Genomic DNA, 15576 nt, shown 5'->3' with positions numbered 1-15576 from the left:
AGGACCGGATAATGACATTCTGGCTCGCCCGCAAACGTACGGTGCAGCAGACCGACACGATCCAGCGCTTCGATCCGCGATTCTGGACGGTCGACTTTCCGCGCCCGGCTGTGGCTTGCGTGACGACCACTGCGCCCGACGCGCTGCGGGTCGATGCGGTGTTCCGCAAGGCCGATGATCTGATTGGCCTGATCTGGGAGAGCGTCGACCGTTGGGACCACCCTCTGCTCGCGTACGAGACATCGCGCGACTATTCGCGGCTTACGCTGGCATTCCGATGGCAGTCGGCGGGGGTTGTCGCGCTTGACGCGGTCAATGGCCCAACGCTGACGATCGAGGGGCGCGACGCCGCCGGGCTGCCCCGCACGTGGTACGTGCGGCTGTGGAACTACGCCACCGGCACACCGACCGACGCCCAGATAGCGCTGCCGTTTTCGGCGTTGAAGGGAGGATTTTCGCTTCCCGGTGATGCTGATCCCGTCCAGCCCGGTGATATCGACCGCATGTTCATGTCGCTGGCACCTCCAGGCTACGCGCCGGGCGACGCCACGCCGATTGCGAGCGAGCAAACCGGCTGGGTCGAGCTTTCGGTCATTTCCTGCCAGGGCCACAAGCCGATGCTGGCGGTGGGTGACATCATGATCCCGCCGCACGGTCTGGGGATCGCGACCGGCTATGACGATTCGTACAACCAGACACCCGCCCGATTGCTGCGCTCGATCCGCGGGCTGGGGTATCGCGGCAGCGTGATCCACTACATCGGGATGAGCCACTTCTTCCCGCTGTCGCCGAGCGGCGGGCAGTTCCTGGTCGATCCCGCGCTTCCGGCGATGAACGCGGCGGCACTGGCTTGGCACGAGGCGTTTTGCGCAAGCGCGCGAGCCTTGGGCTACAGTGTGATTCTATCGCAATCGTTCGAGCTGCTGGCCCAGCACTGCCCAGCCGAATGGCAGCAGCGAGCGGCCAATGGCGATCCGGCGCTTACGGGCTACACTCCGCCCTCCGTGCTGCTGTCACCGGCGCATCTGGCCGCGATGGACTGGTTGCAACAGGTGGCGCGGCAGTTGGTCGATCTGCAAACGGCTGCGGGCTTGCCGGTTCGCGTGCAGATTGGCGAGCCCTGGTGGTGGGTCCTGCCCGATCACCGGATATGCCTTTACGATGCGGCTGCGAGGGCTGCTTTCGGAGGTGGCCCAGCCGTCATCACCGATATGTCGACGAGCTTGTCCGCTGGACAGACTGCGCTGCTCGATCAGGCGGGCGTTGTTCTTGCCGCGGCAACATCCGGCATCGTGGCGGCCATACGCGAACAGGCGGGTTCGGCCGGTTCGGAGGCGCTGCTTCTGGCGTTTTTGCCGACAGTGCTCGATCCCGCCACGCCCGAAGCGCGGCGCGCCAACCTGCCCTTGGCCTGGGCCGCGCCGGCGTTCGATGTGTTGCAGATCGAGGAATACGATTGGGTGACGGCCGGTGCCGACGCGCTGCGCACTGCGGGTCGCGCCATTATGGACCAGCGCCTTGGCTATGCGCTGTCACAGCAGCATTACCTTTCGGGCTACGTTGCCGATGCCGCGATGGCCGAACCGCACTGGCTGCGCATCGATGAAGCGGCCAGCGATGCCCAGGCGTCGGCGATTGCCGAGGTTTTCATCTGGGCACTCCCCCAGGTTTCGCGCGACGGTTTTACGCGCCTGCCCGAATCATCCAGCGAGGCGACAATGCAACCCTTCGACGACGAGATATTCCCGATTGCGCTGGGCCGTTCGGCGACCGTTTCGCCCGAATTCTCAACGACTGTCACGATCACCGCTTCGGGATACGAACGCCGTAACAGCTTGTGGAGCGACGCTCGGCTCAAGTTCGATGTCGGCCCGGGGGTGCGGTCCGAAGCCGAATTGGGCGAACTGATTGCCTTTTTCCGAGCCCGACGCGGACAAGCCAGGGGCTTCCGGCTGCGTGACCCTGCCGATTTCAGCTCCAATGCGATGATCGGGACGCCCGGCCCCCAGGATCAGGCGATCGGCATCGGGGACGGCCAAAAGGCGCGGTTCGAACTCGTCAAACTTTATGGCGGGGGCGCCGATGCCCAGCGCCGGCGCATTACCCGGCCTCGCGCAGATAGCGTGCGGTTGAGCGTGAACGGCGTCGAGACAACTGCCTTCACCGTCGAGCCACTCGGAGAAATCGTCCTTTCCACCGCGCCGGCGGCACGCGCGATCGTTGCGGCAGGCTTCCTGTTCGACGTTCCCGTCCGCTTTGCACAAGACTCGCTCGACATTTCCGGCGCGGTGTTCGCCGCGGGCGAAGCTCCCAGCGTTCCGCTGATCGAACTCCGCGAGGCTGATTGAGCCATGACCAGGATCTGGTTTTCAACCGAGCTTGAAACCGTTGCCACCTGGTGGCGGATCGAGCGGGTGGACGGTGTGGCCCTTGGCTTCACCAGCCACGATCGCAACGTCGCGTTCGGGGGCATCACATACCGCACCGCACCGGGCATGGTGCCTTCGGCCATTCGGCTGACATCGGCGCTCGATTCAGACAGCGCGGAAATCACCGGCGCGCTCAGCCACGATTCGATCCGCGACGCGGACCTGATCGCCGGGCGTTTCGATGCCGCACGCGTCCTTGTCGGCCTGGTCGATTGGCAAAGCGGCGAGCACACCACGCTTTACGCCGGCACGATCGGCGCTGTCGCAAGCGAGGGCGCGGGGTTTTCGGCAGACCTGCTCTCGCTCAAACATTCGCTCAAGGCCGATATCGTACCGCGGACATCGCCGACATGCCGGGCGAAATTCTGCGGGGCTGGCTGCACGCTTTCGGCGGCGCGTTACAGCCATGAAGGCGAACTCGTGGCGATTGATGGCGAAGGGGCGGGAGTCCGCATCAGCACTTCGATCCCACTGGCCAATCTGGCTTACGGCACTCTGCGCTGGCTGGACGGCCCCGAGTGCGGCCTGACCCGACGGATCGAGCAAGTCGATGGCAGTTTGCTCGTCCTTGATCACCCCACGGCTATGTCGCTCACGCCTGGCACCCGCGTGCGGCTGCGCGAGGGCTGTGATCACACTCTGAGAACTTGTGGTGATCGATTCGCCAACGCCATCAACTTTCAGGGTGAGCCATTTGTGCCCGGCAACGATTTTCTGACCAGCTACCCGGCGCCGCAAGGATGAACGCGGCGCTTGCGCAGGCCGCGATGGATTTGATTGGCGTGCCGTTCAGGCTTCATGGTCGCATTCCGGCGACGGGTCTCGATTGCGTGGGATTGGTGGCCGCGGCGATGAAGCAAGCCGGCTACCATCCGGTCGCTCCGCAAGGGTATTCGGTGCGCGCGCTGACGGTAAAGCCATTGCTCGGATTTGCCGCGACGAGCGGGTTGGTCGAAGTCGACGAGCGCGGCGATATCTGGCTCGCACAAGTCCATTCGCTGCAATGTCACTTACTGATCGCAGTTCCCGGAGGAGCGGTCCACGCGCACGCAGGACTGGGGCGTGTGGTGTTCATGCCCGATCCGCTGGCCTGGCCGATCGTCATGCGCTGGCGGTTGTCCGCTGAGAGGAATTGACAAAATCATGGCAACCTTGGTTCTAACAGCAGTCGGCACCGCGCTCGGCGGCCCGCTTGGTGGCGCCATCGGGGCGCTGGTTGGCCGGCAGGTCGATTATGCGGTCATCGGTAGCGGAAGCGCTCGGGGGCCTCGCCTTCAGGACCTTTCGGTCCAGACATCGAGCTACGGCGCTCCAATTCCGCTCCAATTCGGGCGTATGCGCACGGCTGGAACCGTGATCTGGGCGACCGATCTGGTCGAGCACAACCAGCAGAGCGGTGGCAAAGCCAAGCCCACCGTGACAACGTATGCCTACACCGTTTCGTTCGCCGTCGTGCTCGCCAGCAGGCCGATCGTCTCGGTCGGTCGCATCTGGGCTGATGGCAACCTTTTGCGCGGCGCCGCTGGCGACCTTAAAGTTGCCGGGCAAATCAGAATCCATGACGGGCATGGCGATCAGGCAATGGATCCATTGCTGGCGCAGGCAGAGGGAATCACGCGGTCTCCGGCCTATCGCAACAGCGCTTATGCGGTTTTCGAAGATCTCGCGCTCGCCAACTTCGGCAACAGAATTCCATCGCTGACTTTTGAAATTTTTGCAGACAGTCAGCCACTGACAATCGGCGCCATTGCCGCTGAACTTGCACACGCATCCCTTGTCTCGGGACTTGATGCGCAAGTGGCCGGATACAGCCTCGATCGGGGGAGTGTCGGCGACACGTTGGATACCCTTGGCCAGGCCTATCCGATTGCTTGCGCGATCAGCGGCGAGGATCTGTTGATCGGTTCGGCCGATCTGCAACAAGCCTTTTCGCCGGTTTTGGCCGAACCAGCCGCCGGCGGACCCGGAAGCGATGCCGTCAAGGCCACAGGCTGGAGCCGGCAACGGAACAGTCTCCCTCTCACCAGACAGTGCGGCGTTCGCTACTATGATGTGGACCGGGATTACCAGCCCGGGCTGCAACAAGGCATCGGCCGCAGCGCGCTGGGCAATCTGGCGGTCATCGAATTGCCGGCAGCCCTGGCAGCAAACGACGCGCGCCTGCTGGCCGAAGCGGCCGGACGCAGATTAAGCCGCCCGAGCGACACGATCCACTACCGGACCAACCAGATCGACCCATCGATTCGCCCCGGCTCGATCGTGCGGCTGCCAATCGCCGAAGGGCTCTGGCGAATCGACCAGTGGGAATGGCAGGCTGACGGCGTTCTGCTTGAGCTGAGCGCACAGCCTCGCTTCGCGCTCCATGCCCCCGTCGCGGACTCCGGAAGAAGCAACGCCCAACCCGATTCGCTTGCCACGCCAACGATCCTCAACGCTCTCGAACTTCCATGGGACGGTTCGGGCACCGGCGATCTGCCAATGGTTTATGCAGCGGCTTCAGCAACATCGTCCGGTTGGTCCGGCGCTGCACTCTTTGCAGAACATCCGGGCGGCGGACTCGATCCGCTGGGCAGCACGGGACGTCGGCGCGCAGTCATGGGAACAACTGCGAACGCCCTGGCACCGGCCTCTCCGCACTTCGTCGATCGCGCGAATCGCCTGGAAATCGTGCTGGCGGGAGAAGGCCTTGCAGTCGGGTCGGCTGATTTCTTGCGGCTTGGCCAAGGTGCCAACCGAGCGCTTGTGGGCGAGGAACTGATCCAGTTCGGATCGGTCGAGTGGACTGCGCCGGATCGTGTGGTCCTGACAGATCTGCTTCGCGGCAGAGGCGGGAGTGAATGGGCAGTCGCGGGTCACGCAGCCGGCGACCCGTTTGTCCTGGTCGACGATACACTTGTACCGTTAAATCCGTTGTCGATCGGAGACCCACGCGACGTGCTTATCGTCGCAAGCGGGCTGGGCGATCGCGAACCCGTAGCGTCCTCAGTCGCGGCACCCGGTAGCACGAGGCGGCCCTTCACACCGGTCCACGGCAAAGCCACGCGAATGGCAGACGGTTCGATCGTGTTATCCTGGGTGCGGCGCGCGCGAGGCGCTTTTGCTTGGCCGGACAGCGTGGAGACGCCGCTGAACGAACAATCAGAGGGCTATGAAGTGCTTGTCGACAATCCGGCATCTTCGCCCATGCGATGGATGGCCGGGACAACGGACCTGACAATCAGCTCCGAAATCGCAGCAATTCTGGCAAGCAACACCCCGCGTGCAATCTTCCGGGTGTCACAGTTGGGCAATGCCGCTGCGTCCTTTCCGCTTGCGATCCAGATGCCGGAATAAAATCACGAAAATCAGGAGTTTCAGGACATGACCCTACCGATCGCGTTTCCGTCCACCACGCCGCGCCTGGCGTTTCCGCTACTTTACGTCGGTCAAACGCAAAAAGAAGTTACGGTCAATGAAACCTTTTTAAGTGCGGATTTCCTGATCGACAGTGCAATCGAAGGGGTGATATCGAGCCCTCCGACGTCGCCTGCGGTCGGCTCGATGTGGCTCGTTGGCGCGGCGTCATCCGGAGCTTTTGCAGGGAAAACCGACAATCTGGCGGGCTGGACCGAGAGCGGCTGGCGATTTTTTGCACCAAAAGACGGCATGCGGGTCTTTGACCTGAGCCTGTCGGCGTTCCGGCTTTACCGTTACGGGTGGACCGTTGCCGCCGCACCGGTTGCACCGACCGGCGGCCAAACCGTCGATGTGCAAGTCAGACAAGCGCTAGCCTCACTGATTGAGGCTTTGAAGTCAGCCGGAATTCTTTCCTAGCCTTGACGGGAACCGATTTCCCTACAATGCATTTTGGACGGCATGAGGGATCATTCGAATGTCAGCTTGATCGCACATAACGGTGGTGCGTGGTTTCTCGGCAACAGTTCCGAAGCATGGCCGCTTGCAGAAGCAATTGGGAACCGATAGATAGCCGCCACTGCGTGGCATAATTCGCAAAAAGGGGAAACGACAATGCGGAAACTCGTCCTGGGCTTAGCCCTGGCGTCTACAGCCATGGCAACACCAGCGATGGCCCGGAAGGATTCCTGGTACGTCGAAGGTGATGCCGGCGGCACGATCGTCGAAAACATCAAGAATATCACTGGATCCCAGAACCAAGGTTCGCTCGTCACCAAGCCCGGTTATGATTTTGGCGGCATCGTCGGCTACGATTTCGGCGGCTTCCGTCTTGAAACCGAAGCCAGCTTCCGTCGGGCCGAAGAAAAGAGCTACCAAGGACCCAAGAACAGCTACCCCGACGCTTTTGTTGGTGGTGGCGCTCAGGCACTGAGCTTCATGGTCAACGGCTTGATCGACTTCGGTGACGATAATGGCCTGCAAGGCTTTATCGGCGGCGGCGTTGGCATCGGCCGCGTCAAGAACGCCGTCCTGCTCAGCACTCTGCCAGGTCAGGCTGTGCCGCGGGTTGCTGACAACACCAACAACCTCGTCGATAGCGATACGCGGTTCGCATATCAGGCTTTGGCCGGTATTCGCGCTCCGTTGACCAACCATATCGATGTTGGTTTGAAGTATCGTTTCTACAACCAGTACCACAACAACCTGGTCGACGCGGCTGGTCGGAATATCCGTACCCGCTTCCGTTCGCACTCGTTGATGGCAACGCTGGCGTATAACTTCGGTGGTGAGGCTCCGCCTCCTCCCCCGCCGCCACCGCCACCGCCGCCTCCCCCGCCGCCGCCTCCGCCGCCGCCTCCGCCGCCTCCGGCTCCGGTTTGCAGCAAGGGTCCGTACATCGTGTTCTTCGACTGGGATAAGTCGGACATCACGCCTGAGGCAGCAACCATCCTCGACAACGCGATCACCGCCTATGGCAACTGCGATCACGTGCCGATCATGCTTGCCGGTTACGCTGACCGTTCGGGCACGCCCAAGTACAACCTTGGACTTTCGGCACGCCGGAATACCTCGGTTCGCGGTTACCTCACGTCGCATGGCGTGGCGGATGGTTCGATCAGCAGCCAGCCGTTTGGTGAAGCCAACCCCCGCGTTCCGACCGCCGACGGCGTTCGCGAACTTCAGAACCGCCGCGTGGAAATCACGTACGGTCCTGGCTCGGGCATGTAATACGGTTCAACCTTCGGTTGAATCAATCAAAGAGGCTGGAGAAATCCAGCCTCTTTTTTTGCCTGTAGCTTACATGATTTGCGGATTTTACGGCCGCCTGAGATAGTCAGGTCTTCAGGACTTGGGCGGTACTGTAGGATCGACCAGTGGATCTTGCGTCGCGGGCGTCTGTTGTGGAGGAGCGACAGCCTCCGTCGGTGGAGAAACCTTTGCGGCCGCCCCCGGCGAAACCGTGTTGTGTTCGGGGTCCTCCAACGACTCGTAAAGCGGCGAAGCAACGCTCTGTTGGCCGGAACGGTGATGCAGCGCATCGATTTCGGCCTTGCGGTCTTGCAGATAGACTGAACGGAGCGACGCGTAAGGATCGACCGCACCCGCGTATAAGGCGCGCAAGTCCTCATCATTCTGTTCGCGTTGATCCAGCCCACCGATCACCACATTCGGGACAAGATATGCCGGCTGGTTGAACGGCTTACCCGCCGCAAGGACCGGGATGGTCAGGTTATCAGCCTGTCCACCGAGAAAATCACGCAGATTGGTTGGGCCAACCAAGGGCAGAAACAGGTAGGGGCCCGGCTTGATGGCGTAAAATCCAAGGGTGTTGCCAAATCCGTTCGGGCGGTGCGGCAGTCCGATGGAGGGCAGTTTGGCAACGTCGAGCACGCCTCCGACACCGATCGTGGAATTCACCGTAAACCGAACCAGGGTTTCCGCAGCCTTACCCGGTTTCAACTGGAGCAGGTAATTGAGGAAAACTATCGGCTCGGTCAGGTTGCTGATGAAATGGCGCAGTCCACCCCGCACCGGCTTGGGCACAACATGACGGTAGCCGATCGCAGCAGGCCTAATGATCGCACGGTCCAGTCCATCCTGAACTGCAAACATCTTGCGATTGAAGCCTTCAAGCGGGTCTCCCGGTGCATGAGGAACGCGCTTCGGAGCAGACTGCCGTTCCAATTCGAGCGCCGGTTTCACAACCAGCGCTGCTGGTATTTCATCTCCGGCAGCCGGCACTTCCCGGCTGGGCATAGCTTCGGCTTGCTCGGCCGAGGGGATGGGCTTCACCTGTCCACTGGCCTCGTCGGGCGACTGGAGATAAATTTCAGAACGGCCCGCCGGGGGCACGGTGCCTGCACCATGCCCTACCTGACCCAGCAACAGGAGTGCGGGCGCCAGTGGCGGAAGGATCAACCGCCGACTTTCGCGGACAAGCCATTGAGATGCGAGACTAGCGCTTTGGCACCTCCGCTGGCAACGATGCGCGCAAAATCAGCACGTCGGGTTGCCAGTTGGCTGATCGAGTTCTTGTAGAACACATCGATGATTTTCCAGGTTCCGCCAGACTGCCGCAAGCGATAGGCGATTGCCACAGATTCGCCCTTAGGGTCGTTCAAGGTGGTTCGCACCATGCGGTCTGTCCCCCGTACATCTACGCGCGGATCAACGGCAAACGACTGGCCGGCATAGCCATCGAAATTCGACGCGTACTGCGCGATGGTCAGGCGCCGCAGAGCGGTGACGAGTGCGGCCTGGTCCGATGGAGCAAACGAGGTCCACTGTGCGCCGACTGCCAGCCGGGTCATCAGCGGGATATCGTAAACCCGATCGACCACCGGCGCGATTGCAGCCGACCTCCCTCGCATGCCAGCGGATTTACCGGCTTTCATGATACCAACAAGGCCTTGGTCCAGCGCTGCAATTGGTGCCTGTGCGGGATCGTTAGCCTGGGCATAAACCGCTGTTGGTATCGCGAGGAGCAAGGCTCCCACTGCCGAAAGGTGAACTGAACGCATAGTCATGGCTCCTGTTGCCAGAAAAAGAGCCCGAGAACAGGCCCCTTTTTGAACGGCAACACTGGCCGTCCTCAAAATTGCCCGCGCCAATACCGCGTATCTCCTGCACCAATCCTGTACCGATGCGTGTCTTCAAGAGCACGCTTGCGCGACGTCCGCCGCCAACGAACGGCTTGGCGATACATTTGGTATGCGAATTTGCGAAAATTCTGCTTATACGGCAATCGGGCAAACAGACAGATGCGGGGCGGATCGACTTGGTGCATTCGACTGATGGTGAACAGCAACCTCTGCAGGTGATCCTCGCGAAGCCGCGTGGATTTTGCGCGGGCGTGGTTCGCGCGATCGAGATCGTCGAACGCGCATTGGAACGCGAACAGAAGCCGGTCTACGTTCGCCATGAGATCGTCCACAACCGCCATGTCGTTGAAAAGCTACGACGCAAGGGCGCGATTTTCGTGGACGAATTGGCGGAGATCCCCGCGGGCGCGCTCACCATATTCAGCGCGCATGGCGTGGCACAATCGGTGGAGCAGGATGCGGTGAACCGCGGCCTGCCCGTTATCGACGCGACTTGCCCGCTAGTGACCAAAGTCCACGTCCAGGGTCGAAAGTACGCGAAGAGCGGGCGCGCACTCGTGCTGATCGGTCACGAAGGCCATGCCGAAGTAGAAGGCACGATGGGACAGGTTAACGCGCCGGTGCACCTGGTGTCGACAGTGGAAGATGTTGCGCTGGTTGCTCTGCCGCTCGACACACCGATCGCCTACGTCACTCAGACAACGTTGAGCGTCGATGATACGCGCGATGTGATCGCGGCGCTCCAGGCGCGGTTCAGCGATGTAATCGGACCCGACGTCGCGGAAATTTGCTACGCCACCCAAAATCGACAGACCGCTGTACGCGATCTGGCGCTGGTCAGCGATCTGGTCATCGTAGTGGGCGCCGCCAACAGCTCCAACTCTCGCCGCTTGCAGGAAATTGGCCTCGAGATGGGCGTGCCCAGCTACCTTGTCGATGACGGCAGCGGGGTAGACCCCGCATGGCTGGATGGCATTGCAGCGGTGGGTATCACAGCCGGCGCTTCAGCGCCCGATGAGCTTGTCGAAAGCGTGATCGACGCGCTCCGCAATTTGCGGCAGGTGCGCGTATCACAGCTTGACGGCGTCGACGAACACATCGAATTCAGCCTGCCTCCGCAATTGCGCCAAGTCGAACCGCGCATTGCTGCCAATGGAAACCCTGCATGACCCTGCCACTTCAGCCACTCGTGCGCATCGGCGCCTACACCCTGCGCCAGCACATCAAGGGCGGAAAATATCCACTGGTGCTGATGCTCGAACCGCTGCTGCGCTGCAATCTCGCCTGCCCTGGCTGCGGGAAGATCGATTACCCCGACGCCATCCTCAACCAGCGCCTCAGCTTTGACCAGTGCATGGACGCGATCGACGAGTGCGGCGCGCCCGCTGTCTCGATCGCAGGCGGCGAGCCGCTGCTGCACCGCGATATGCCCAAGATCGTCAAGGGCTACATTGCCAAGAAAAAGTTCGTCATCCTTTGCACCAACGCGTTGTTGATGAAGAAAAAAATCGACGATTACGCGCCCTCGCCCTTCTTCACCTGGTCGATCCATCTCGATGGTGACAAGGCCATGCATGATCATGCGGTCGATCAGGATGGCACTTACGAAGTCGCGATCGAGGCGATCGACTTGGCCAAGGCGCGCGGTTTCCGCGTGCAGGTCAACTGCACCGTGTTCGACGGCGCTTCGCCCGATCGGCTGGCGGCATTCTTCGACGAAATGGAGAAGCGCGGAGTCGAGATCACGATCTCGCCGGGCTACGCCTACGAACGCGCGGCTGACCAGGAGCATTTCCTGAATCGCGAACGGACGAGGAACTTCTTCCGCGACGTGTTCCGCAAGGGCGATGGCGGCAAGGCGTGGAGCTTTACCAATTCGCCGCTGTTCCTCGATTTCCTGGCGGGCAATCAGACGTATGAATGCACGCCATGGTCGATGCCGCTGCGCACCGTGTTCGGCTGGCAGAAGCCCTGCTACCTCGTTGGTGAGGGCTACGTTTCCACCTTCAAGGAACTGATGGAGGGCACCGACTGGGACCAGTACGGCGTCGGGAAATATGCCAAGTGCTCGGACTGCATGGTCCATTGCGGGTTCGAGGGCACCGCGGCCAGCGATTCGATTCGCCATCCGCTCAAGATGTTCCAGATCGGCCGCAAGGGCGTGCGCACTGACGGCCCGATGGCGCCCGACATCGATTTGTCGAACGCCCGGCCGGCCGACGATGTGCATTTGACGCACGTCGAACGCGAACTGGCCAAGATCAAGGCAGAGCAAGGCAACGGCGCGAAACGCGTGCAACGCGCGGCTTAGGCGAACCCTGCGCGTGCCAGCGCATCGAATGCGCCGGCCAGGTTCCTGAAGGCAAGGCCCGACTGCCGCCCGATCCGAATCAGATCGGGCAACTGCTGCGGATGGTGCACAAGCGAGGCCAGCACCCGTCCCAATGCCATGCCACCATCGGCCTTCATACCCACCAGCGCGGCTGGTGGCAGCGTTTCATGTGCAGTGTCCGAGATCACCCGCACCGCACAGAACGGTAGGCCATGCACGCAAGCCACCTCGAAGGCGATGTGGCTTTCCATATCAACTGCCTTGCCCCTCACGGCCAACGCGCGCTTGGTGGCTGGGTCGACTGCGATTTTATCTTGGCCGATCACCGTCCCAACCTTTGCCACCGGCAATGCCCGCGTAAGCCTCGCCAGCGTTTCGGGATCGCCATCGATCACGATGTCACCCGGCGCCAATTCGGGATCGAGCGCTCCAGCAATTCCCGCGGACAGGATCAAGCCGCGATGTTGCCGGGCCCTTTCGCCGAGGTCGGCACGCAACCGCGCCGACTGACCTCCACCGATCAAGATGTCCGCACGCGGAACCAGCCGCCGGGCAAGTCTAGCCTCGCGGATCAGCCCGCAGATGACCAGCACCGTCACATCCCGTATGCCACTTCGCGCGCATTCGAGCGCTTGAGATTGCGGTACCGCGCCAGCGCCCACAGCGGGAAGTACTTCGGGTAGCCGTGATACCGCAAGTAAAACACCCTTGGAAATCCGCCACCGGTGTACATTTCCTGACCCCACAGCCCATCGCCCTGCTGGTTGGCCGCCAGCCACGCCACCCCGCGTTCCACCGCTTCGCTGTTGACCTCACCCGCAGCCATCAGGCCCAAAAGTGCCCAGCCCGTCTGCGATGCCGTCGATGGCGCTGGCGTGTGCCCCTTGCGGTCGAGCGCATAGCTGTCGCAGTCTTCACCCCAGCCGCCATCGGCATTCTGGATCGCTTTCAGCCAGCGCACCGCCTTCGCCACCATCGGATGGTCCGGCGGCAAACCCACGGCATTGAGCGCGCAAAGCACCGACCAGGTTCCGTAGACATAATTCACGCCCCAGCGCCCGAACCAGCTCCCGTCCGGCTCCTGCTCACGCTCCAACCAGGCCAGCGCGGCCTTGATCCGTGGACTGTCACGCTCCCCCAGTTGCGCCAGCATCGAGACGCAGCGCGCGGTCACGTCGGCGGTCGGCGGATCGAGCAGCGCGCCGTGATCGGCGAATGGCAGGTTGTTGAGGTAGTGGTAGGCGTTGTCGGCATCGAACGCGCCCCAGCCGCCATCTTTCGATTGCAACCCGACGGTCCACTCCACCCCGCGCGCAATCGGTTGCTCGAAACCGTCTGCCCGACCTTTCGCGCGGTCCATTGCCATCACAACGACGGCGGTATCGTCTAGATCGGGGTAGTGGTCGTTGTTGTACTGGAAGGCCCAGCCACCTGGGCGCACACCGGGGCGCTCCTCGGCCCAATCGCCGGCCACATCGAGTACTTGCCGCGGCTTGAGCCAGGCCAGCCCGCGATCGGCCTCGGCGTCCTGCCCCGCTTCCATCATCGCATGCGCGGCCAGCGCGGTATCCCACACCGGTGAAACGCATGGCTGGCAGTAAGCCTCGTCGTCCTTGATCACCAGCAACCGTTCAACCGATTCGCGCGCGATCCTGCGGCCCGGATCATCGGGCCCAATCCCCAGGCAATCGTACATCATCACGCTGTTGGCCATTGCCGGGTAGATCGCACCGAGCCCGTCCACCCCATTGAGCCGCTCGCCCACCCAATCGACGCACTGCGCGATCGCGCGTTGATGCAAACCCGCCGGCCAATGTCCTTCGGCCACCTTAAGCACGCGATCGAGCCCGTGGAAAAACGCAGTCCACACGCGCTTTGTATTCGCCGCCTTGGTGCCCGCCTTTATCGGCAAGCCCGAATAGAGCTCATCCACCTTGAGCCCGAGCGGATTTCGCGCGACCGGCTGAACCGTGCACAGCACCAGCAGCGGCACCACCACCGTCCGCGCCCAATAGGCCATTTTCGACAAATGGATCGGAAACCGGCGCGGCAGCAGGATGAGTTCGGGCGGCAATGTCGGCACGTTGGACCAAGGCCCCGCGCCGAACAGCGCAAGCTGGATGCGGGTAAACACGTTGCTCGCCTCGGCGCCGCCCGCGAGCAGAATTGCCTCACGCGCGCGGACCATGTGCGGTGCGTCCATCGCATCGCCAATCATCTTGAGCGCATAGTAAGCCTTGACGCTGGCGCTGACATCGAAGCTGCCCGCATGAAACAGCCCCCATCCATGGTGCTGTGCCGACTGGATGCGGCGAAGATAGCGGCCGATCTTGCATTCGAGCACAGCGTCGACCGGCTCGCCCAAATAGTGCCGCAGCAACACGTATTCGGCCGGAATCGTGCAATCGGCCTCAAGTTCGAACACCCAGTGCCCGTCGGCCTGCTGTGCCGAAGCGAGTGCCTGCGCCGCGCGATCGACCGCACGGTCTATGTCGACGAGCGGCGTAGCGGACAAAAATGGTGGGGTAGGCACGTTCATACCTTCTCCTGACCTGCCGCCACGCGCAGTGCCGAGCGCCTTATGATCTGCCCTGCTGCAGTCTCGCCCGATCGCAACGCGCCTTCGATCGTGGCCGGCAGGTCAGTCTGCGTCCAGTCGCCCGCGAGCAGGAGGTTGCGCCAATGTGTTCGCGTACCCGGCCTTCGCGCGTCCTGATCGGGCGTGGCGGCGAACGTCGCGCGCTTCTCCTTGACCACCTGCCATGCCGGCAAGGGCGCCGCACCCAGACCCAGCGCGCGGGTGACCTCGCCCCAGATCTGCCGCGCAAGAGCTTCGCGATCCTGATCGACCAGATCATCGGCACCACTGATGGTTACGGAAATACGATCAGCATGGCACACCACCCACTGTGATTTCGCGCCAAGCAAAGCCGTAATCATCGGCGCGCCCGGTGGCGGCGGAACCGCAAAATGGGCGTTGACGATCGCGCAGAACCGATCCGGCACGGTCAGCCCCGGCACCAAAGCACCCGCGACCCATGGCGGCACGGCCAGGATCACCGCCTCGCCCTCAACCGGCTCTGGCCCTTTCCCGAAATCGAGCGCCGCCACGCGATCTCCATCAAAGCCCATCTCGCGCAGCCGCGATGAAAATTCCACCTTCACGCCATGGCGCGCCAGCCACGCGAGAGCTGGATCGATCAGAGCCGCATCAAGTGTCGGCAGCGCCACCATCGTCCGGCAGGCCTTGCCCCCGCGCACGAAGGATTCGCGCAAGAACCGCCCCGCCAGTCGCGCCGACCCTTGCTCGGGCGGGCAGTTGAGCACCGCGAGCATCATCGGTTCGATCACCCGCTCCCACATCGCTCCGCGAGTGGGTACCATGTCACCGATGGTGCGCTTGCCCCCCGTTACCAGAGCCAGCCGCGCCAGCGCCAAGTGCCCGGCCAAGGTAGTCCCAGGCGCGCGGCGTTTCGGATCGAGCATCCACAACGGTAAAGGCCCGTCATTAACCGCAAGCGTCCAGCGTGCATCGTCGCGCAAGTCGTGGAATGCGAATGTCGCGTGATCGGGCCCGTGCAGCATCGCCTGGCTGCCGATCGTAGCGCAGTACCGCTGAACCGCCTGGTTGCCCGAGAAAACGAAGTGGTTGCCGTTGTCGATCACCTGGCCAAGCGGGGCATCGTAATAGCTGCGGCAGCGCCCGCCCGCGCGCGGAGCGGCATCTACCAACCTCACCTTCACCCCAGCGCGGACAAGACCGATTGCCGCCGAAAGCCCGGCCAACCCCGCGCCAATAACGGTCGCCTTCACAACG

Annotated in this window: 13 protein-coding genes; 8 read left to right on the top strand and 5 right to left on the bottom strand. The window is 62.4% G+C overall.

Annotated elements, in window-relative coordinates; genetic code table 11:
• The first annotated feature begins 11 nt into the window (after positions 1 to 11).
• The 6 genes from Q0R16_RS13235 (at position 12) to Q0R16_RS13210 (ending at position 7553) form a co-directional block, all read left to right on the top strand.
• The gene (locus Q0R16_RS13235; RefSeq protein ID WP_295636804.1) at positions 12 to 2348 is read left to right on the top strand and encodes a DUF2460 domain-containing protein; all 2337 of its coding nucleotides are present in this window, start codon (positions 12 to 14) and stop codon (positions 2346 to 2348) included.
• Between the two features lie 3 nt (positions 2349 to 2351).
• On the top strand, positions 2352 to 3173 hold the full coding sequence (locus Q0R16_RS13230) for a DUF2163 domain-containing protein (RefSeq protein WP_295636802.1): 822 nt from the start codon (positions 2352 to 2354) through the stop codon (positions 3171 to 3173).
• 23 nt (positions 3174 to 3196) lie between these two features.
• A complete protein-coding gene (locus Q0R16_RS13225) occupies positions 3197 to 3565 on the top strand; it encodes a peptidoglycan endopeptidase (protein ID WP_295636799.1) in 369 nt (122 codons plus the stop codon).
• A 7-nt stretch (positions 3566 to 3572) separates the two neighbouring features.
• Positions 3573 to 5762: a phage tail protein gene (locus Q0R16_RS13220; protein WP_295636796.1), complete on the top strand. Its 2190-nt coding sequence runs from the start codon at positions 3573 to 3575 to the stop codon at positions 5760 to 5762.
• A 27-nt stretch (positions 5763 to 5789) separates the two neighbouring features.
• Positions 5790 to 6242 (top strand): DUF2793 domain-containing protein, encoded by a 453-nt coding sequence (locus Q0R16_RS13215; RefSeq protein WP_295636793.1) that lies wholly within the window; start codon positions 5790 to 5792, stop codon positions 6240 to 6242.
• A 195-nt stretch (positions 6243 to 6437) separates the two neighbouring features.
• Complete coding sequence (locus Q0R16_RS13210; protein WP_295636790.1) at positions 6438 to 7553, top strand: OmpA family protein; 1116 nt, start codon at positions 6438 to 6440, stop codon at positions 7551 to 7553.
• Positions 7554 to 7667: 114 nt separating this feature from the next.
• Here Q0R16_RS13210 and Q0R16_RS13205 read toward each other — a convergent pair whose 3' ends face one another.
• Complete coding sequence (locus tag Q0R16_RS13205; RefSeq protein WP_295636787.1) at positions 7668 to 8744, bottom strand: VacJ family lipoprotein; 1077 nt, start codon at positions 8742 to 8744, stop codon at positions 7668 to 7670.
• Complete coding sequence (locus tag Q0R16_RS13200) at positions 8741 to 9346, bottom strand: ABC transporter substrate-binding protein (RefSeq protein ID WP_295636785.1); 606 nt, start codon at positions 9344 to 9346, stop codon at positions 8741 to 8743. The genes Q0R16_RS13205 and Q0R16_RS13200 overlap by 4 nt, the downstream gene beginning before the upstream one ends.
• A 290-nt stretch (positions 9347 to 9636) precedes the next feature.
• On the opposite strand from Q0R16_RS13200, the gene ispH reads away from it, so the two are divergent.
• Both ispH and hpnH read left to right on the top strand, forming a co-directional pair.
• Positions 9637 to 10596 carry a 4-hydroxy-3-methylbut-2-enyl diphosphate reductase gene (gene ispH / locus Q0R16_RS13195; protein ID WP_295636979.1) on the top strand — a complete coding sequence of 320 codons (960 nt, stop codon included), beginning with the start codon at positions 9637 to 9639 and terminating at the stop codon, positions 10594 to 10596.
• Positions 10593 to 11738 (top strand): adenosyl-hopene transferase HpnH, encoded by a 1146-nt coding sequence (gene hpnH, locus Q0R16_RS13190; protein WP_295636782.1) that lies wholly within the window; start codon positions 10593 to 10595, stop codon positions 11736 to 11738. The genes ispH and hpnH overlap by 4 nt, the downstream gene beginning before the upstream one ends.
• On the opposite strand, the gene Q0R16_RS13185 is transcribed toward hpnH, so the two are convergent.
• The 3 genes from Q0R16_RS13185 to hpnE are packed head-to-tail and all read right to left on the bottom strand — an operon-like array spanning position 11735 to position 15572.
• Positions 11735 to 12358 (bottom strand): phosphorylase, encoded by a 624-nt coding sequence (locus Q0R16_RS13185; RefSeq protein ID WP_295636780.1) that lies wholly within the window; start codon positions 12356 to 12358, stop codon positions 11735 to 11737. The two genes, hpnH and Q0R16_RS13185, sit on opposite strands and share 4 nt — an antisense overlap.
• Positions 12355 to 14298, bottom strand: coding sequence for a squalene--hopene cyclase (gene shc / locus Q0R16_RS13180; RefSeq protein ID WP_295636777.1), 1944 nt, complete (start codon positions 14296 to 14298; stop codon positions 12355 to 12357). The genes Q0R16_RS13185 and shc overlap by 4 nt, the downstream gene beginning before the upstream one ends.
• Positions 14295 to 15572 carry a hydroxysqualene dehydroxylase HpnE gene (gene hpnE, locus Q0R16_RS13175; protein WP_366857677.1) on the bottom strand — a complete coding sequence of 426 codons (1278 nt, stop codon included), beginning with the start codon at positions 15570 to 15572 and terminating at the stop codon, positions 14295 to 14297. Before hpnE ends, shc begins: the two co-directional genes overlap by 4 nt.
• Positions 15573 to 15576 lie beyond the last annotated feature (4 nt).

The sequence above is a fragment of the Novosphingobium sp. genome (assembly GCF_025351285.1).
In the GTDB taxonomy this organism is placed as follows: domain Bacteria; phylum Pseudomonadota; class Alphaproteobacteria; order Sphingomonadales; family Sphingomonadaceae; genus Novosphingobium.
Note: the sequence above shows the minus strand (reverse complement) of the source record. Positions and strands in the feature narration are given on the sequence as shown.